This window comes from Hirschia sp. (assembly GCF_058892565.1).
Genome location: NZ_JBZXVU010000022.1, coordinates 1 through 18,683, shown reverse-complemented (window position 1 = coordinate 18,683; position 18,683 = coordinate 1). Strand labels below are relative to the sequence as shown.

The 18,683-nt window shown below is 44.9% G+C and carries 16 protein-coding genes; 11 read left to right on the top strand and 5 right to left on the bottom strand.

The features are described 5' to 3' along the window. Positions 1-125: 125 nt before the first annotated feature. From AC5EF3_RS09295 to AC5EF3_RS09270, 6 genes are all read left to right on the top strand, one after another. On the top strand, positions 126-554 hold the full coding sequence (locus AC5EF3_RS09295; RefSeq protein WP_015826772.1) for a MerR family transcriptional regulator: 429 nt from the start codon (positions 126-128) through the stop codon (positions 552-554). A gap of 63 nt (positions 555-617) precedes the next feature. Continuing rightward, the gene (locus AC5EF3_RS09290) at positions 618-2,399 is read left to right on the top strand and encodes an acyl-CoA dehydrogenase C-terminal domain-containing protein (protein WP_493547843.1); all 1,782 of its coding nucleotides are present in this window, start codon (positions 618-620) and stop codon (positions 2,397-2,399) included. An 81-nt stretch (positions 2,400-2,480) separates the two neighbouring features. Further along, positions 2,481-3,683 carry an acetyl-CoA C-acetyltransferase gene (locus AC5EF3_RS09285; protein ID WP_493547842.1) on the top strand — a complete coding sequence of 401 codons (1,203 nt, stop codon included), beginning with the start codon at positions 2,481-2,483 and terminating at the stop codon, positions 3,681-3,683. Between the two features lie 13 nt (positions 3,684-3,696). Continuing rightward, entirely contained in the window at positions 3,697-5,904 is a 2,208-nt protein-coding gene (locus tag AC5EF3_RS09280; RefSeq protein WP_493547841.1) for a 3-hydroxyacyl-CoA dehydrogenase NAD-binding domain-containing protein, read from the top strand. Between the two features lie 198 nt (positions 5,905-6,102). Further along, positions 6,103-6,948 (top strand): universal stress protein, encoded by an 846-nt coding sequence (locus tag AC5EF3_RS09275; RefSeq protein WP_015826776.1) that lies wholly within the window; start codon positions 6,103-6,105, stop codon positions 6,946-6,948. 353 nt (positions 6,949-7,301) lie between these two features. Next, positions 7,302-8,219: a COG3650 family protein gene (locus tag AC5EF3_RS09270; RefSeq protein ID WP_493547840.1), complete on the top strand. Its 918-nt coding sequence runs from the start codon at positions 7,302-7,304 to the stop codon at positions 8,217-8,219. 74 nt (positions 8,220-8,293) lie between these two features. Here AC5EF3_RS09270 and AC5EF3_RS09265 read toward each other — a convergent pair whose 3' ends face one another. Together AC5EF3_RS09265 and AC5EF3_RS09260 are read right to left on the bottom strand one after the other, a co-directional pair. Further along, positions 8,294-10,087 carry a hypothetical protein gene (locus tag AC5EF3_RS09265; protein WP_493547839.1) on the bottom strand — a complete coding sequence of 598 codons (1,794 nt, stop codon included), beginning with the start codon at positions 10,085-10,087 and terminating at the stop codon, positions 8,294-8,296. 189 nt (positions 10,088-10,276) lie between these two features. Then, positions 10,277-11,428: a DNA cytosine methyltransferase gene (locus AC5EF3_RS09260; RefSeq protein ID WP_493547838.1), complete on the bottom strand. Its 1,152-nt coding sequence runs from the start codon at positions 11,426-11,428 to the stop codon at positions 10,277-10,279. 76 nt (positions 11,429-11,504) lie between these two features. Between AC5EF3_RS09260 and AC5EF3_RS09255 the strand changes: the two genes are divergently transcribed. Then, on the top strand, positions 11,505-12,290 hold the full coding sequence (locus tag AC5EF3_RS09255; protein ID WP_493547837.1) for a sterol desaturase family protein: 786 nt from the start codon (positions 11,505-11,507) through the stop codon (positions 12,288-12,290). Between the two features lie 5 nt (positions 12,291-12,295). Here AC5EF3_RS09255 and AC5EF3_RS09250 read toward each other — a convergent pair whose 3' ends face one another. Beyond that, the gene (locus AC5EF3_RS09250) at positions 12,296-13,492 is read right to left on the bottom strand and encodes a TlpA family protein disulfide reductase (RefSeq protein WP_493547836.1); all 1,197 of its coding nucleotides are present in this window, start codon (positions 13,490-13,492) and stop codon (positions 12,296-12,298) included. Positions 13,493-13,538: 46 nt separating this feature from the next. Further along, entirely contained in the window at positions 13,539-13,949 is a 411-nt protein-coding gene (locus AC5EF3_RS09245) for a hypothetical protein (protein ID WP_049763126.1), read from the bottom strand. 243 nt (positions 13,950-14,192) lie between these two features. Between AC5EF3_RS09245 and AC5EF3_RS09240 the strand changes: the two genes are divergently transcribed. The 3 genes from AC5EF3_RS09240 to AC5EF3_RS09230 all read left to right on the top strand — a co-directional run bounded on the left by AC5EF3_RS09240 (position 14,193) and on the right by AC5EF3_RS09230 (position 16,679). Next, positions 14,193-15,119 (top strand): glutathione S-transferase family protein, encoded by a 927-nt coding sequence (locus AC5EF3_RS09240; protein ID WP_015826783.1) that lies wholly within the window; start codon positions 14,193-14,195, stop codon positions 15,117-15,119. A gap of 43 nt (positions 15,120-15,162) precedes the next feature. Next, positions 15,163-15,942: a M15 family metallopeptidase gene (locus tag AC5EF3_RS09235; protein ID WP_493547835.1), complete on the top strand. Its 780-nt coding sequence runs from the start codon at positions 15,163-15,165 to the stop codon at positions 15,940-15,942. A gap of 320 nt (positions 15,943-16,262) precedes the next feature. Then, positions 16,263-16,679 carry a hypothetical protein gene (locus tag AC5EF3_RS09230; protein WP_015826785.1) on the top strand — a complete coding sequence of 139 codons (417 nt, stop codon included), beginning with the start codon at positions 16,263-16,265 and terminating at the stop codon, positions 16,677-16,679. A gap of 349 nt (positions 16,680-17,028) precedes the next feature. On the opposite strand, the gene AC5EF3_RS09225 is transcribed toward AC5EF3_RS09230, so the two are convergent. Continuing rightward, positions 17,029-17,892: a hypothetical protein gene (locus AC5EF3_RS09225; protein ID WP_493547834.1), complete on the bottom strand. Its 864-nt coding sequence runs from the start codon at positions 17,890-17,892 to the stop codon at positions 17,029-17,031. 237 nt (positions 17,893-18,129) lie between these two features. On the opposite strand from AC5EF3_RS09225, the gene AC5EF3_RS09220 reads away from it, so the two are divergent. Continuing rightward, on the top strand, positions 18,130-18,683 hold a 554-nt coding region (locus AC5EF3_RS09220; RefSeq protein WP_493547833.1), incomplete at its 3' end, for a DUF4197 domain-containing protein.

The following is an 18,683-nucleotide window of genomic DNA, read 5'->3' as shown; positions in this document are numbered from 1 at the left end:
ACGATAAGTAAATTTTTGCTAAAAATGTCGCACTGCAGCAGAAAATACTTGACGTTCACGTAAGGGGTAGGTATATTTAATTGCATATAAGCCATTCTAAAATAGGCAGCAATCGGGAGAAAATTATGCGTTCATACAGCATTGGCGAGCTCGCCAAGGAGTTTGAAGTTACGCCGCGAGCACTTCGTTTTTACGAGGACAAGGATCTTCTACACCCCACACGTAATGGTATGCACCGCGTCTATTCTTATAAAGATCGTGGTCGTCTGCAATTGATTTTACAAGGTAAAAATATCGGTTTTTCACTCGCTGAAATTCGAGAATTGCTAGACGTGTATAACTTGGAAGGCCCACGTGTTCAGATGGAACGCATGTTGGAGCGCTATCAAGATCAAGTGAAAAAGCTAGAGAAACAACGGCGTGATATTGACGGTGCGCTTGTTCAAATCAAAGAGCACATGAAAGCGATCAATGATCATTTAGCTAAACCAAGCAAAGAAGTGCTGTTGCAAGAACGTGACCGGATTTTCAAAAATGCCGAAGCCGCAGAATAGCTGAAATCGTCTTTTTGCGTATACAAATAAACCTAAACCACTATTCCCAATACAGGTGATATTATGCCTCGTTATGATGCTCCCGTGCGCGATATGCGCTTCATTTTAAATGATGTTTTGAACATTGAATCTTATAATAATCTGTCAGGTTTTTCTGAGCTTTCAGAAGACCTTGTTGACGCTATTTTGAATGAAGGTGCGAAATTTTCTAAAGAAGTTCTGCACCCGTTGAACATGGTTGGAGATCAACAAGGTGTTATCCGTAACGCTGATGGAAGCGTGAAAACACCGGATGGTTTTCCTGAGGCCTATAAAGCTATGGCTGAAGGTGGATGGACTGGACTTTCAGCTAGCCCTGAATTTGGCGGCCAAGGTCTACCTTATGTGCTAGATAGTGCCATTAGCGAAATGATGTCATCTGCAAACATGGCATTTGCAATGTATCCAGGCCTAACTCATGGAGCTTATTCAGCGATTGTCGCTGGTGGTTCACAAGAGCAAAAAGAAACTTATGTTCCTAAAATGGTGTCGGGTGAGTGGTCAGGTACGATGAACCTAACCGAGCCACATTGTGGGACTGACCTTGGTTTGATGAAAACCAAAGCTGCACCCCAAGCTGATGGTACATATAAAATCACGGGTCAGAAGATCTGGATTTCTGGTGGTGAAAACGACTTCACTGACAATATTATCCATCTTGTGTTGGCTAAAATTGAAGGCGCGCCTGAAGGCATTAAAGGTGTGTCTCTATTTATCGTGCCGAAATTCATTCTGGATGAAAATGGAAACCCAGGTGAGCGCAATGCATGTGGATGTGGTGGCCTAGAAGAGAAAATGGGTATCCACGGAAACGCGACATGCGTGATGAATTATGATGGCGCGACGGGTTATCTCGTGGGTGAGCCAAATAAAGGCATGCGCACAATGTTTGTGATGATGAATGCTGCGCGTCTGGGTGTTGGTATGCAAGGTCTCGCACAATCAGAGATCTCTTATCAAAATGCGGTTGATTTTGCCAAAGATCGTATTCAGGGACGTTCAGTATCTGGTGTGAAAGCGCCAGAGAAAGCGGCTGACCCAGTGATTGTCCACCCTGATGTGCGCCGTATGTTGATGGATCAAAAAGCATTCAATGAAGGTGCGCGAGCATTCTCATTGTGGACGTCTTTGCAAAATGACCTTGAGCATCGCGCAGAAGATGAAGCAACACGTGAAAAAGCCGGCGATTATATGGGCTTGCTGACACCTGTTATCAAAGCATTCCTAACAGATAAAGGCCTTAAAGGCTGTATCGACGCGATGCAAATCCACGGTGGTTCTGGTTTCACTAGAGAGTGGGGCATGGAGCAATTTGTGCGTGATTGCCGTATTGCGTTGATTTATGAAGGAACCAATGGTGTTCAAGCGCTTGATCTAGTTGGTCGTAAGCTTGCATCAAAAGGTGGTCGCGCCATCATGACCTTCAATGCTGAGATGGATGCATTTATTGCAGAAAACGACAGCGAAGACATGAAGCTTTATATTGATGCTTTGAAAACGACTAAAGGTCAGCTTCAAGAAGCAACAATGTGGTTGATGCAAAACGGGATGACAAACCCAGATAATGCAGCGGCAGCATCTCATGACTATCTGAACATCTTTGGATATACAGCATTTGCGTATATGTGGGCGCGCATGGCGAAAGCTGCACTCGCTAAGAAAGATTCAGGCGATAGTTTTTATGCAGAAAAGCTAGCGACAGGGCGTTATTTTGTTGAACGCATGTTGCCTGACGTTGCGGCGCATCTGGTAAAAGTAAAAACCGGTGCTGAGCCTCTCTTCTTGCTAGAAGAAGCGCAATTCTAATCGGATAAATAATAACTACGTCTACTCATATTAGACTTCTAATTCGTGGCGGGAAGCCGCCACACACGGGAGAAAACAAGAATGCCAGATGCATATATTTTTGACGCGGTCAGAACTCCGCGCGGAAAAGGCAAGAATGGTTCCTTGCATGAAACAACGTCGCTTTCTTTAGCGACACAAGTTCTAGAAGCAATTCGCGACCGTAATAATTTGGATACATCAAAAGTTGATGACGCCATATTCGGATGTGTTGCTCCCATTGGTGAGCAAGGTTCTGATATTGCGCGTATCGCAGTGATGAATGCTGGATATGATCAAAAAGTTGCTGGTGTGCAGGTTGATCGTTTCTGTGCATCAGCACTGGAAGCCTGTAATATGGCTGCTGCTAAAGTTATGTCCGGTGAAGCGGATATGGCGATTGGAGGCGGTGTTGAAGCGATGTCTCGTGTGCCGATGGGATCAAATGGCGGAGCTTGGCCTGTAGACCCGATTTCAGCGATCGGAACTCGTTTTGTGCCCCAAGGTGTGTCAGCCGACATTATCGCCACGAAATACGGTTTTTCGCGTGAAGACTGTGATGCTTATGCGGTAGAAAGTCAGAAACGTGCGGCCCGTTCATGGGAAGAGGGACGCTTTAAGAAGTCTATTATCCCAGTGAAAGACCAAATGGGCGGCATTTTGCTAGACCATGATGAGCACATGCGTCCGGATGCGACGATGGAAGGCCTTTCTGGCCTTAACCCAAGCTTCCAGATGATGGGAGAAATGGGCTTTGATGCTGTGGCGCTTTCGCGTTACCCTGAAATTGAAAAAATGAACCATGTTCACCACGCTGGTAACTCATCAGGTATTGTTGATGGTGCGGCTGGTGTCTTGATTGGGACAAAAGAAATGGGTGAACGCCTTGGCCTTAAGCCGCGTGCACGCATGAAAGGTTTCTGTTCTATCGGTTCTGAGCCTACAATCATGTTGACTGGTCCTGTAGATGTGACTGAGAAGCTTCTAGGCAAGCTGAAAATGGACATTAACGACATCGACTTGATCGAGTTGAACGAAGCCTTTGCTGCTGTTGTTCTGCGCATGATGCAACATTTCAACATTCCACATGATAAAATGAACGTGAATGGAGGGGCAATCGCCATGGGTCACCCGCTGGGTGCAACAGGTGCGATGATCCTTGGAACTATGGTTGATGAGCTTGAGCGTTCTGACAAAGAAACAGCTCTTGTAACTCTATGTATCGGTGCCGGAATGGGTACTGCAACTGTTATTGAACGCGTTTAAAGGAGACACAGCTATGAATTTAACACAATTCTCCTTCGAGATAGGTGATAACGGCGTTGCGTTGGCAAAGTTTGATGCACCTGAGCGTTCTATGAACACACTGACGCGAGCGGCAAATGAAGATATTGCTGCGATTGTCAAAGAAGTCACAGAGAACGACGCGATTAAAGGTCTTGTTTTTACATCAGGAAAAGAGTCCGGCTTCTGTGCGGGTGCTGACCTTGGTGAGATGACAGGTCTTTTGGCATTAGCAAGTAAAGCTGAGACGCCAGAGGAAAAAGCCGAAGTTTTCAACATGGCTTTCGGCATTAACAAGCTTTTCCGTGAAATGGAAACATGCGGCAAGCCAGTTGCGATTGCGATTAATGGTTTGGCGATGGGCGGCGGTTTGGAACTGGCTCTTGCTTGTCACTACCGTATTATTGCTGATGATCAACCAAAGCTACGCATTGCGCTTCCTGAAGGCAAAATCGGTTTGCTACCAGGTGGTGGTGGTACACAGCGTCTTCCGCGTTTGATGGGAATTCAAGCTGCTGCACCTTATCTTCTTCAGGGTAAGACAATGAAAGCGGCTGAAGCTGTTTCTATGGGCGTGTGTCACGCATCTGCGCCAACTGCTGAGCTTGTTGAAAAAGCGACTGAGTGGGTTCTTGCAAACCCCAAAGCTGTTGCGCCTTGGGATCAGCCTAAGTTTAAAGTGCCGGGCGGAATTCCAAACCAGCACCCAATGGCGACACAAGTCTTGATGATGGGTAATGCCATGATCGTTAAAGAGACTCACGGTAACTATCCAGCACAGAAAAACATTCTTTCATGTGTGTATGAAGGTCTACAATTATCGATGGACCTGGCGATCAAAGTTGAGAGCCGTTACTTCGCGAAAACAGTTGCGACACCAGAAGCCCAAGGCATGGTGCGGACATTGTTCCAATCCTTGCAAGACCTATCCAAAGGTGCATCACGTCCAGAAGGCGTTCCAAAATACGAAATCAACAAAGTTGGTGTCGTGGGTGCGGGGCTTATGGGAGCTGGTATTGCTTATGTTCAAGCAGCTGCTGGTATTCCAACTATTCTTGTGGATGTGTCTCAAGAGTCAGCTGATCGCGGTAAGGATTATTCAAAACGTATCGTCGATAAAGCCGTTAGTCGCGGTAAGATGACACAAGAAAAAGCGGATGCTCTTCTTGCGTTGATTACTCCCACAACAGACTATGACCAGCTTAAAGGATCTGAACTGATCATTGAAGCTGTGTATGAAAACCCAGAGCTGAAAGCCAAGATTACGGCTGATTGTGAAGCACAAATTGCTGAAACAGCCGTGATGGGATCAAACACATCAACATTGCCGATTACAGGCCTTGCTGAAGCGTCATCGCGTCCTGACAATTTCATCGGTATCCACTTCTTCTCACCTGTTGAGAGAATGGGGCTTGTTGAAATTATCATGGGTGAGAAAACGTCTAAAGAGACTTTGGCTAAAGCAATCGACTATGTGCTTAAGATCAAGAAGACTCCTGTTGCCGTTAATGACTTCCGTGGTTTCTACACATCGCGTTGTTTCAGTACTTACACGCATGAAGGCATCACAATGCTGAGTGAAGGTATTGCGCCAGCTATCATTGAGAATGTTGGACGCCAATCTGGTATGCCTATGGGCCCACTTGAAGTGTCTGATAGTGTTGGACTTGATACAGGGCTTAAGATTGGTCGTCAGATGGCAGCTGCAGAGGGTGTTGATTACAATGCCGATCCGTTAGGTGCTCTGACAGCTTGGATTGTTGAAGAAAAAGACCGTGTCGGCCGCAAAGCCGGTAAAGGTTATTATGACTATGATGAAAAAGGTAAGCCTTCACAAATTTGGAAAGGCTTGTCTGAGAAAATCGAAGTCAAAACAACAGAAGTGTCTCTTGAAGAGCGCCAAGAACTTATTAATCGTCTTCTGGTTCGCCAAAGCGTTGAAGTTGCACGTTGTTTTGAAGAGGGTGTTATCACTGATGCGCGTGATGGTGATGTCGGATCTATCCTTGCGTGGGGCTTTGCGCCTTACACAGGTGGAGCGGTTTCATACATTGACCTTAAATGGGGCGTAGCTGCTTTTGTAGCTGAAGCAGACCGTTTAGCAGATGCATATGGTGAGCGTTTCCGTCCTGGAGCCATGCTACGTGAAATGGCGACAAAGGGACAAACCTTCTACGAACGTTTTCCTCCCGCTGGTAAGTAACACATACCAGCACCCCTGATACTCTCCCCCAGAGTATCGTGAAGAAACCGAGTGTCACTTTTGACACTCGGTTTTTTTGTCTTAAATGGGAGATTGCGACAAAGGAACTGTGTTCATAGATCAATATTTGTGTTTAAATCCACACAGAAAGAAAGGATTTTTCTTTCTGTAAACAATTTATGATCTGGAGGGTATGTTATGAGCGTATTTCTGACCCTGACTGAGGGTGCTGAAGCAATGACTGAAGCAAGTGTTTTGGCTTGCCGATTGGCAAAGCGACTTAAAACCAAAGTCCAAGGTATTTCTGCAATGCCAGACCCAGCAGGTTCGTTGTTAATGACTGGTGCGGGAGTGGGGCTTTATATGCCTAGCAGCGCGCAAGTTCTTCAAGGTGTGAAAGAGGCACAGCAAAATACGCGCGAAAAATTAGAAAAGAATTTTAAAGCCATTTGCGCGTCCGAGAAAATGGATCCTGAAATGGCATTTGTACGTCATATTGAAGGTTTACCAGAGCAGGAATTTGGAGCGGCAGCTATATTGTCGGCTGCATTGGTTTTTCCCCATGATTGTGGCCGTGCCAGTGGCCCGTATGGTTCTGCATTTGAATATACATTAATGTCACGTCGCCAACCGGTTATCATAGCTGGAACAGATAAAGATCCTGACATTTCAACGATCGTTATCGCATGGGATGGAAGTCCTGAAGCCGCGCGGGCAGTTGCTTTGCATGAACGTGTTATTTGTAGCGCAGACCGCGTCGTAATTGCTCAAAATATTGATCGTATTGATCCTCAAGATATGGATGGCCCAGAGAATACCTCAATTGTTCGCGAATGGCTTGAAGTGCGGAATATACCCATGACAGTTCGTGAATTTTCTGGTGAAGTTGCGGATGGACTACTTAAACTCACCAAAGACGAAGGGGCGGGTATATTGGTTGCTGGTGCTTTTGGACATTCCCGAGTTGAAGAGCTGATCTTTGGGGGTGTTAGCCGTACTTTATTGCGCTCAGACCATGGGCCAGCACTTGCTATTGCGCATTAAAGGATAGCATTGGTCAGGGATTGTATTTCAACTTTTTCAGACTAGTTTCATCGTATCAGGCGGACTCAGATTTAATGAGAAACGTGCTTTGCTGAAGTTAAACTGAGAAATGTAAGTATTTATTTATTTTAATCTCTTCACAATTACATTTTCTATGTCGAATGTATTTAAGGGAAGCTGCTTGATTCTGAGCGGCAGATTTATCAGTCGGTTTGAAGCATGAGATTATGTGATCTTTCACGGACATTGCCGACATTTAGGGATTTAATCATTTACCTTCTTGGTTGAGTGGTTATTACATTGGCTTGAAGTCTTTCGAGGCCAAAATTGAGAATGGGATTCAGGACCAATCAATGAAGTGTCTGCGTGAAAAACGGAATATCGTTCTAGTGACGGTTTTGCCCTTTGTCTTGATGATGTCTGCTTGTGACAATGGAGCAGATAAAATAGACGAGAATGAAAGCGATGTAACTGAATCTGAAGTTGGTTCTCCTCAATATGTCATTCCCGAAACGCTTGAGCTGGCGATGCCTGAAGAGGCGGAGGATGTTGTTCTGGATACATCCAATTGGGTTGTTGATCCTCCATTCTATGCAGCAGGTCAGGAGCCTTTCTGGAGATTAGAGCTAAACAATGGATGGTTTGTTTTTCAACGTTTGGGATTGCCAGAGATAGAAGCCAAAATCAGCGCACCTGAAAAAAGTGATGGAGCTGACTCATTTGTGTTGGAGGCAATGACGATTTCTATTCGGGCGGGAGAGTGTGTGAATGCACAAGCCAATGAACCTGTTCGTGGATCTATTACCGTCTTTCACGATGATGTGAGTTATCACGGGTGTGTTTATAAAGGTGAAACTCAAGCAGAGGCACCATCTGAATCTGTTGATGAAGCAGCGAATTCAAACTGGACCAAAGAGATAGGTATATATGCAATAGAATCTGATGCTTGTTTCAGAGCATTGGACGAGATAAGCGACGGCGCATCACGCAAAGCTATGGTGACTGCAATGCAATCTCGTGATGAGGGTTTGACGGCTTTTGTTTTGCAGACAGCAAAGAATAATCAATATTTGTGCATTGCGCGCGAAGCTGGTGGTGTCGAATCTATGGATGCGTTAAGTGATGTTAAGCGCGAAGACTGGATGAATGTATCTGGTCGTTTTATGCGGGTTGAAAGTGGTCCGCCGCCGCGTGCATGTCTGGATGCTGAAGCTGTTATGGTCGATAACCAGCTTACAGGGTATTTATTGCCTCGTAATTGCCGTCCATAGGACCAAACTTAAAAAACATAAATTAAGCCTGCTACATTTATTAATTATAGCAGGCTTTTATTTGCGTGATTATTCTAAGACCAGGATTTAAAGCCAACTGAAGATTTACGTGCATCTTCCGCTGCTTTTCTTGCTTTGATTGCTCGCTCTTCAGCTTGTGCTTTTTCAGTTTGCAACCGAACCATACGTTCATGGTCATCAGCGCGTTGACGAATATCCTCTGGGACGCCTGAAATTAAAGTCCCGATATTGCGGCCTATTGTTAGTCCTGTGGCTGTCACTTTATTTTTAAATGTAAATCCAAGTGGAGCAGGCGTCGCAGGTTTGGGCTCAACAGGCGCATCTTCGATTTTGGCAGATGCTGCTGCTTCCTCAATCATTTGCGGTTCTTGTTCTGGAGCCTCTGGTGTTGGTGGGGCTTCAAGAGCTTCTGGTGCCGTAGTGTGTGTTGCGACTTCAAGTTCAATTGCTTGTTGTTCAATGTCTAAAGCATCCAATTCTTCATCAACTTGCGGCAGTGCTTTGGGCGCAGGTGGCATGTCATCTTCGAATGCGGTAGCCGGTTCGACTTCGTCTTCTGCGGCGTCTTCGGCTATTTCAGCACTTCTCTTGGCAAATGGCTGGAAATGGTCGTTCGTCGCAGGTTTGTTGAAATCGGCTTCCGGTTCAGCAATCACTGTTTCTTCGATGTCATCAAGTTGAATTTCATCTTCCAATTCTGGAAGGTCTATTTCCAACGTATCAGAGTCTAGCGTTTTTTCTGTGGGTTCCAGATCAAGCGGCGGTGGAGGAAGAATTTCTTCTATTGAAGCTTCTGTTTCTTCGATTTCTGCTTCAGCCTCAACCGTATCAGCTTCATCCTCTACAGCTGTTTCTAGCTCATCAATGTCACGTATGTCTGGAAGCTCTGGAAGCGTTTCTGGTGTATCAGCTGATAAATCATCATCGTTTTCAGATGCATGAGTTTCATCTGAAGTGATTTCGTCTGTATTATCTTCAGTTTCGCTTGTTTCATCTGCTGTGGATTGAGCAAGCGCGGCTGCAGCCGCTGCCGCTGCCATGCTTCCAGCTGCAATGCCTGAAGCTGGTGTTTCAACAATGTGAGTTTTGAACTCTGGAATATCTTCTTCTATTTGTTCTTCGATGTTTTCTATTTCATCAATAGAAGGTTCTTCAGGTAGACCTTCAGCAAGCAAAGCTTCCGCATTTTCAGGTGTAAGCTCGACCTCTTCACTTTCAACAACAGGCTCAGCTTCAACTTCGGCAATTGGCTCTTCTTGCTCTCTTTCTGCTGGCTCCTCGTCAGCTTCAGTTTCTGGAGAATTTTCCAATTCATCCAACTCTTCACCTGCAGGTGGGCCGTTGATTTCGGCGACCATTTTAACAATAGCTGCGTTCATTCCAGCTTCTGTTGATGGATCAGAATCGGATGAAACGGTTTCTGCTTCAGTGTTTGCTTCTTCAGCCTCAGTTGCTGGGACTTCAGTTTTGGGCTGACCGAGGAAAGATGGTCCTGATTTTAGGACTGGCGTATTGCTAGATTCAACGGCGTCAAGGATTGAAGCGATTGCTTGCTCAGTGCCTTTGGCATAGCGGTCAGCTTCTCCGGCAAGCTCGACAACGATGCTGGCATAATCGCGGCCAGCTTGATTGAGCGTACTTTCTAAAACTTCATGCGTGACATCTTCGAGTAGACGACCAGAGACTTGTGAAAGTTTAACATTGGCTGGAGACGCGGTTAGCTCAACGACATAACCTTCTGTTTCCAGAATCACACCATCGGGCACACGTTCTTTCCAATCAATCGTCCCAGATAGGGTGCGTTCGAGGAGTTTCTCGATGAGTTTTTGTGTCGAGATGTGAAGCATGGTCAGATGAATCTCTTAAAATAGTGTACTTTTAGACTGATATAAGCCTGTTGGGCGTATGCTGAAAGACGTTGTACAATGTTTTTGCGCATTCGCCGAAATAATCTCAGTGAATTTGTCTAATTTATCTATGCATGAACAGGGCCAGATGGGTGGGGGATCTCAAACCATTTCATAATGATTTGAATTTTATGATCGAGATGGGCGTAGAACAAGCTTTTTTAGCAGATTTTCCGATAACCAATTGACAACGGGCACGCTGACCGCGTCACCAATGACTTGAAGCGCGGGTGTTTCTTTTTCTGGCAGAATATAAGTGTCGTCTAGTCCCATCAAACGGGCAGCTTCTCGTGCATTCAATGCCCTTAGGCGCGCTTCTCCGTTATGGGTAATCATCAGCAATTGTTTGGATGATCCTCCAGCAGCTGTTCTAAGGCATCCTGCGAGGCCATCATATCGCACTTCTGCACGTTGAATTTTGTTTCCATCTTCGACCCGTATCCGGCGATAAACTGCTCCGGCACGCCATTTTTTCTGTTTCAATGCGGCATCAAATTTAGCGCGGTGCGCAGGTGACATTTGCTCGATTAATTTTTGCGTGGCCTCTGGAGATCTCCACGCGTTTTCAGGCACTTTACGGTCGAGTATGTCTTCAAGCTGAATGGATCTCTCTTGGGGGTGAGGCAGTTGCCACCATGTCCATGCCATACGGCATGTTGGGTCCATCTGCGCGACAATTTTCTGAAGATTTTGAGGGTGGTAGGTTGGATCAGGATGATTTGCTTCCAACCCTTCGGGTATGCGGCCTTTATGAGCGATAATGAATAATCGTTTGCGCGATTGCGGGCTAAAAAGAGCCGCGTCTATAACCATGGCACCCACACGATATCCAGCATCAGCGAGTGTCTCGATGACGGTTGTAAAATCGCGTCCACGACGGGATGAGATGAGGCCGGCCACATTCTCGAGTGCGAGTGTTTGGGGCGCGCGTTTATCATCTGCCATTGCTTCAATGAGGCGCCAAAACCCCCAGAATGCGCTGGAGCGGGGCGCGTTTAGGCCTTTGCGTGACCCAGCGATGGATATGTCCTGACAAGGAAATGATGCCCATGCTAATTCAGCATTGGGAATGTGATTAGCATCCAACGTCCACACATCACTGGTGTCAAAATGAGTTGGGCCGAAATTCGCTGTGTAAGTTCGGGACTTGAGTGGATCATTGTCGTTAGCAAAAACACAATGAAAACTGTCTTCTAAGCCCTTAATTGCAAAACCACCGCCTGCGAAAAATTCCAGGACACGAGGCAGTTCAGATTTACGGAGCGAATCAAACAATGGCATCTACACACCATGTCGTAAACTAAAGCGAGGTAAAAGCCTCATTGTAGAGGTCGGTTAAAATGAATACGTTGAAAGCATGGAAAATTTTGAAACCATACTTCGCCTAGCTAGCTTTTTAGGTGCATTTGCAATCTTTGCTCTGCTGGAGATGTACTTCCCAGATCGCAAAAGAAAGCTCACCCGTTTGCAGCGCTGGACGGGCAGTTTTGGCCTTGTGGTTTTAAGCAATGTCTTGGTGAAATTAGCACTGCCTTTAGGGCTAGCGGCAATTGCCATTTGGGCGGGTGAGCAGGGCGTTGGCTTGTTCAATATGGTGCAAGAATGGCCATATTGGATCGTGTTCATTATCTGTTTTCTAGCACTGGATTTAGCTATCTGGTTTCAGCATTTTTTGACCCATAAAATTCCATTTTTATGGCGATTGCATCGTGTGCATCACACTGATCCAGATGTGGATGTGTCGACTGCTTTTCGCTTTCATCCTTTAGAAATACTGATTTCACTTGGCTGGAAAGTGTTGATTGTGTGTGTCCTTGGTGTGCCGCCAGTGACGATTTTCTGGTTCCAAATTGTGCTGAATGTGAGTGCTTTGTTCAACCACGCTAACATTTTACTGCCTAAATGGTTAGATCGCATTATTAGGCTCTTGATTGTTACGCCCGCAATGCATCGTGTGCATCATTCGACTGAGAGATCTCAGAGCGATTCAAATTACGGGTTCTTTCTCTCCGTCTGGGATAAGATGTTCAGAACTTATCGCGCGTCATTTTCAAACGTCGATAATGCACAAATAGGGCAAGTGGAATTCCAGACTAAAAACGATCAGTATCTGGGACGCTTGATTGTTCAACCATTTAAATAATCGGTTTAAAAAACGCGATTATCAGGAATGAATCTGAGACCGATAAGTTTGGATGCTTGGCGCACTTCGCTTGGGATATTGCCAGATGAAGTGGCGTAATTATCAGGAATTTCAAATATGCGTGCAAATCGTGAAATATTGTCCGAGCGGCAGGTTAGCGCATTTTTATAAAAACCAATTTCGTGCTCGCATTTTCCAAGAATATCTTTGGGTATGTCACCAAGACGGGACACGCCGATGGTTTCTCCAAGTGGACCTTTAAACTCGGGTGTGACTGCTGTTGCATCTCCAACCCAATCTCCGGTTTCATCCGGACTGATCAGCATAACAAGCTCTTGCTCATTGTAGATTTCATAGGTCTCTAAGTCTTTTTGCGGTGTTTCAATGCGCACTGCACGCACATCATATCCATCAAATGCTTGTTGTATCGCCCACATATCAAAGGGAGTCTGGCTTGATAAACCCGCGACGCCAGCGCTGGAAATGGTGGCGGCTGGGGCGGCGTTATATGCTTGTTCAACAACGGAAGGGCGGGCGCTTTGGTCGGTTTTTTTCTTTTTGATATTTTGAATTTTTTTGATGAAGTCTTTTATACCATTTTTAGAGTCTACAGAAAAATCAGTACGAAAACTTTCAATGGTTAGGTCTGGCCCGATCAAGAGATAGGTTGGTGTCCATTCGATGTTGAATATGTCACGGATCTCGGCATCTATATCCAGCGCGACAGGGTATTCATCATATCCTTTGTCTTGGAAAAATGTTTCTATCGCGCCCCATTTTCCAAAGGGTGTGGAGAGTTGTTTCTCCATTGGTGCAGTATGAATAGAAAGATAGTTCAGGTCAGGGTCTTGATCTATCGCGGTTTTTAAGGCGTTTGCATATTTGGCGTCATTGAGGCTGTCGTGACAGTAAAGCCCCCAGAAATTGACGACTGTCCAGCGCCCTTCAAGATCGGCTGAACTGATGGTTTCACCTTGTGATGATGTGGTGCTAAAAACAGGCGCTTTTTGCCCAATCAGTTTATAGGTTTTTGGGCGTCCATGATTGTCATGGTCGATAGATTTAGACGCCGTGTTTTGAACTGGATTGGGCTTTTCATTCACGACCTCAGGAGAAGATTCATTTCCACTGTCTTCGTCATAGCATGCGCTTAAGACAAACATCATTGCGCATAATGGAATGAATATGGATTTGAAGATCATGGCAAAATGCCCAGACACCTGATGATTGAGAAGAGCAAACTAGCTCTTACCTCATTTGCACCATATCTGTCGCTAGTCTGTTCATTTTAAAAATAACCTGTGTGTTAAAAACGACATCCATCATTGTGATGGCAAAAGCGAGCCACATTGAAAGGGATTCAAATGTGCTGAGTGTTGTTGCGCCGACGACCGATAGAACAGCAATCATCAAAAGCGTAAAAAGCGGGGCCAAAGAAAAGAAGAAATCAAAAATAGGCCTGTCATTTCCAACGCTAGAATAGGCTGCCATACCGCTTTGAAGAGAAAGATATATAAGACAAACAATCGCGACTGCGAACATGCCTGCTGCTTCAGTTCCTAAGGGTAGTAATGTGATATCTGTCAAAGCAAAAATGACGAGATATATTGAAAACATTATTGAAGATCCTTCGCGGAAGAAGAAGTTCAGGTATTTCATTGTGTTTCCCCTAGGTATTTTGTGGCTTCATCTTTCATAATATCATTTATTGTTGCTTTTGTGTGGCAAAAACTCAAACAAAGGCCAAATTACGGTGGGTAAATACCTTCAAGGCCAATTGAAAAACTAGACCTTTTCTAATTTTGTGTGTCACATTCAATGCGTGGGAAGAGATTCGCGTCTCGATTATTTGTTGTTGACTAGAACAAGCTGTGTGGGGACGATCAGTGCGAAGGGTCGGATATGGCTATATTTCTTCATCATTATCCTGCCTCTTCTTTTGCGGAAAAAGTGCGGGTTTTAATGGGATATTTGAAACTGGAATGGCAATCCGTTCAAATTGAGCCTATTTTGCCTCGCCCAAGATTGGATCTTTTAACGGGCGGATATAGACGCACCCCTGTTTTGCAGATTGATTCAAATATTTATTGCGATACGCATCTTATCTCCAAAACATTGGCAGATCATGCGTTTGATGAGACTTTGTTCGCTCATGGTTTTGTGGCCGAGCGGGTGGCAGAATGGGCGGACACTCAGCTTGTGGATGTTTGCCGGACATTGAATATGCGTCCTGAAGCGATTGCCGATACAATTGAGCGTATAAGTCCCGGGAAAGCTGCGGCTTTTAAAAAAGACAGGGCGGCTCTTTTTAAAGGGTCGACCAAATTAAAATTAACGCCTGAAGCGGCGTTGAGTTTTCTGACTTCCTATCTAAACCAATTTAACAACTGGATCGACAATGCCTTTATGTTTGGGGATGAGCCGTCGATAGCTGATTTTTCGGTCTATCATTGTTTGTGGTCATTGGCACAAAGCCCGCTGAATTCCTCATTGCTGTACCCATATCGCAATGTTTGTGAATGGATGGAACGGATACATGCATTTGGGCATGGATTGAGCGAGGATTCCGATGAACAGGAAGCGTTGGATCATGCTTTTGATACATTTCCAGAATTGCCCTTTGTGACGACTTTACTTTTACCCGGCGTACAAATTGGAGATTATGTAAAAGTGACACCTGTAGATTATGGGTGTGTTGCTGTGTCTGGGGAATTGTTGGCGCTGTCACCGGAACAGGTGATTATTGGGCGTGAAACTGATGAAACGGGCGGTGTGATTTGCCATTTCCCGATTGCAGGATATGAAGTGCGCAAACTGGAAGAGCATTGAGTAAGATCCGGTTTCAGTAGAAAAGTAAGTTGAGAGCTGTGATATGCCTAATGTAGATATTCTGGCCCTTAAAGGGCGTGCCATTCCAGCTTTTGCGCCGGTGAATGCATTAAAGCAGGGCTTTCGCCAAGAAGTTGCTATCGAGACGCAAAATCCTGCGTTTAATGAAGGAATGGTGGATGTACGCAGCAAGGGAATTGCGGGAGACAACCATTATTTCACGCCCAATAACCCACCTTATTTTGAAAAAGTACCCGGTGCGATTGAAGAGCTGTATCTGCGTGAAGGTGTGGCGATGCGGCTGCTGGATATTAATGCTCAAATTAAAGAGGCTGGTTTAGAGCTATATCTTTTTGATGGATGGAGACCGCAGGCTATTCAGCGTCATTTTCATGGTGTCTGGTTCCCCAATTGGCTACGACAAAACCGACCAGAAATTCCAGAAGAAAATTTGATGAAAGAAGTTGAGCGATACTGGTCACCGCCAAGTGAAGGGGAGGCTTCGCCTTCGCCTCATGCAACGGGAGGGGCAACGGACCTTACGCTTCGCTATATTGATACGAAACAGCCGCTTTATATGGGCGGTATTTTCGACGACCTGACAGAAAATGCCCATACAGATTGGTTTGAACGGTCTGAACCATCTTCAATGTCTGATATGGAAGCGCAGGCAAATCGCCGCTTGCTATATTGGTTGATGGATGCGGCTGGCTTTTCAAATAACCCGACTGAGTGGTGGCATTTTTCCTATGGCGACCAGATGTGGGCAAGATTAAAGCAATTTCCTGCTGCAATATATGGTGGTGTTTCACCGCACATCTAAACTTGCTGGTGGCGATAGCGGCACTTCATTTAATTTTGTGTATTTTGTTTTGGTTTTGTTAATTGAATTTGACCGACATAGGCAATCTTGTCCTGTAGGTAGGCAAAGTTTTCCGCCTTGGTGAGATGTTTTTGCCTATATTAATGAACTGTATTTAAACAAGAAAATATTTGAAGCTAATTTTCAAATTTAACTAAGTGATTCGTTTTTTGTTAAGATACGCAACGCAATATTACTCTCATGGAAAAGAAGGCGCTGGGTGATCCTTATGGGGATTGAGGTGGCTTTCAACACAAACGAAAAAGCCAGGAGAGCTGATCATGTTGAAGAAATTCGTAAATTACATTGCCGGTGAAACAGAATTAAATTCAGACATGGCGCGTTCGGCTCTTGGGATTGTTTTAAATGCTGCAGACCGTCAGGGATCGCAGTTTGCGACATTGGTATTTGAAAATATTCCTGGCGCACGCACACTGTCAGCGACATCAGGCGTAGATGTTGGCGCTGCAACAGGTATTATTGCTCGCTTGATCGAGCAGACACCGGGTGGACGCTCTGCTGTTGCTTTTCAAATGGTACGCGACCTACAAAATGCCGGGTTGGGTAATGAACAGATTTCAAAATTGATGCCGACGATTGCAGATTTTGCAAGAGCGGAATTGGGCTATGAAGGCGTGGGTCACATTGGTGACTTCTTGGGTGCTGGAGAAGCGGTAGAAAAAGTCAAAGTCGCTTAAGCGTATAACAATTTTCTCCCTGAAGAAGTGGGTCACATGATGAATGTGGTCCGCTTTTTTTGTGCTTAATGTCAAAAAAACGGATTAAAAAAGTAAGCTGCTCTCGTAAGTGTGATGATGCGTTAATTGTGGTGTGAACTGGCATTGACTACATTGTTGATGTGAACGCAGTCAAAACTTTGAGTTTACTCATCTCAAACTTGTAAGTTGATATCCCCCCATGTCACAGACTGCGTTCATCTTATAAATTTCTCTGGCATTTGGGACAATGTTGTCCCCACTTGGTTTCCCATTTGCCGGAGATTTTTTAGAGGTTTTGATCCGCCATTCTGCAAAATTCTCAACAAAGCTAATTGCGGGCAGCCCAGTCTGCTATTGTCTTTTTTATTTCAGGGTTTTCGACATATTGCATCGCGTAAGAAAATTGTATCTTACTTTGGCTGACATCCCCCTTAAGCCTTAAAATTTCTCCTGCGGTGAGTGCGGCTTTCCAATTATTGGGACTAAAACTCTGTATTTGATCCACTGAAATTTGCGCTTCGTCTAGTTTACCATCTGCTGTCATGCATAGGGCGTGGTCGGCTACGGCTTCGAGATTCCAAGCATCTTCCGACAATAATTTCTCAGCCTGCATGCAATAGGATGCAGATAATTGGAAAACATCTCTAAAATGCTTTTCTTGATTGATAGACTGTGGAGGCGTGATTCTTGTGTTCTGAGGCGCAGTTATTGAAAGCTGCTGCCTTTGGGCGGCGGTGTGTGAGTTTAGAGGAGCGGGGTTGGCTAATTTGGCAGATACAAGAATCGCATTCTTGAAAATTTCAGTCCGTATTTGCGTTAGTCTAGGCGTTGAAAATTCTAATTTGCTAGACTGTAAATTGGTTTCAGACCTGACCTCGACACTGGTAATGTAGGTGTTAGTAGGTGGATCAATACTGGCTTGATGCAATAGCAACCCACTAATTGACAGCGTAAATCCATTGTCGGTGATTTGGGTCGCTGCAATATGAGGCTGATGCTTTAGTTTGACGAGTAAATTAAGATCGTGATCACTCGCATTTGAAATAATATCAATGATTTCAGAATTTTGTGCAGCCTGTTGCGAATGCAAACTGGGAGGTTCAGCTATGGCAGAGCTTAGGCACTGCATAGTCCAAAGCGCAATGAATGCTGTTGGGACTATACGCGAGGGGTTGATATACGGGTTATTCATATCATCACCAAATACATGGACACCGTTAAGGCGAAGTATAATTCTTTGCTGTGTAGGCATTTGTTTGGTAAACAAAGATGTTTTTAAATAGGCGCAAAGACATTTTAAAGGGGAAATGTAAATTTCCTCAGCAATGCAAAATGGCTTGCGCTTTGTCCGATAGCATAGAATGCTTGAGTAGACGAAAAATGATGACGTTAATGGGGTGGCATTATCGAATGCAAAAGGGGAAGTAATATGAGTAAAATTATAGCTGCATTTGCACTATTGATGAGCTGCGCGACGACAGGCTGTGTCACGGACGGGAATCAAGATTTAGCCAATATATTTGGAGGTATCACCGAGGTCGCTGGGCCTGTGACGACCGAAGAAGTTGGCCTTGGTTTGAAAGAAGCTTTAAAAGTGGGTACGGAACGTGTTGTTGATCACGTCTCGGCTACGAATGGCTATTTTGAAGACGACGCGATCAAAATAAAACTTCCTGGCGAATTGGCAAAAGTTCAAAAGTCTTTGGGCCGCATTGGTATGGATGGATCGTTGAATGATCTTGAATTAAAAATGAACCGTGCCGCTGAAGAAGCTGCCCCTAAAGCCAAAAAATTATTTGTATCTGCGGTTTCTTCCATGACGATTGATGATGCTATGGCTTTGTTGAATGGTGGTGATAATGCTGCGACAGAGTTTTTAAGAAGCAAAACTGAAACACAACTACGCCAAGAATTTAAACCCTATGTTGTTGGGGCTATGGCGCAAGTGGGCGCTTTAGATTTGGCTGAAAAAGTTGTCGGTCA

What these genes read in the sequence shown, in the direction of transcription:
- AC5EF3_RS09295 (WP_015826772.1), top strand. Translation starts at nt 126, where the DNA reads ATGCGTTCATACAGCATTGGCGAGCTCGCCAAGGAGTTTGAAGTTACG.
- AC5EF3_RS09290 (WP_493547843.1), top strand. Translation starts at nt 618, where the DNA reads ATGCCTCGTTATGATGCTCCCGTGCGCGATATGCGCTTCATTTTAAAT.
- AC5EF3_RS09285 (WP_493547842.1), top strand. Translation starts at nt 2,481, where the DNA reads ATGCCAGATGCATATATTTTTGACGCGGTCAGAACTCCGCGCGGAAAA.
- AC5EF3_RS09280 (WP_493547841.1), top strand. Translation starts at nt 3,697, where the DNA reads ATGAATTTAACACAATTCTCCTTCGAGATAGGTGATAACGGCGTTGCG.
- AC5EF3_RS09275 (WP_015826776.1), top strand. Translation starts at nt 6,103, where the DNA reads ATGAGCGTATTTCTGACCCTGACTGAGGGTGCTGAAGCAATGACTGAA.
- AC5EF3_RS09270 (WP_493547840.1), top strand. Translation starts at nt 7,302, where the DNA reads ATGAAGTGTCTGCGTGAAAAACGGAATATCGTTCTAGTGACGGTTTTG.
- AC5EF3_RS09265 (WP_493547839.1), bottom strand. Translation starts at nt 10,087, where the DNA reads ATGCTTCACATCTCGACACAAAAACTCATCGAGAAACTCCTCGAACGC.
- AC5EF3_RS09260 (WP_493547838.1), bottom strand. Translation starts at nt 11,428, where the DNA reads ATGCCATTGTTTGATTCGCTCCGTAAATCTGAACTGCCTCGTGTCCTG.
- AC5EF3_RS09255 (WP_493547837.1), top strand. Translation starts at nt 11,505, where the DNA reads ATGGAAAATTTTGAAACCATACTTCGCCTAGCTAGCTTTTTAGGTGCA.
- AC5EF3_RS09250 (WP_493547836.1), bottom strand. Translation starts at nt 13,492, where the DNA reads ATGATCTTCAAATCCATATTCATTCCATTATGCGCAATGATGTTTGTC.
- AC5EF3_RS09245 (WP_049763126.1), bottom strand. Translation starts at nt 13,949, where the DNA reads ATGAAATACCTGAACTTCTTCTTCCGCGAAGGATCTTCAATAATGTTT.
- AC5EF3_RS09240 (WP_015826783.1), top strand. Translation starts at nt 14,193, where the DNA reads ATGGCTATATTTCTTCATCATTATCCTGCCTCTTCTTTTGCGGAAAAA.
- AC5EF3_RS09235 (WP_493547835.1), top strand. Translation starts at nt 15,163, where the DNA reads ATGCCTAATGTAGATATTCTGGCCCTTAAAGGGCGTGCCATTCCAGCT.
- AC5EF3_RS09230 (WP_015826785.1), top strand. Translation starts at nt 16,263, where the DNA reads ATGTTGAAGAAATTCGTAAATTACATTGCCGGTGAAACAGAATTAAAT.
- AC5EF3_RS09225 (WP_493547834.1), bottom strand. Translation starts at nt 17,892, where the DNA reads ATGAATAACCCGTATATCAACCCCTCGCGTATAGTCCCAACAGCATTC.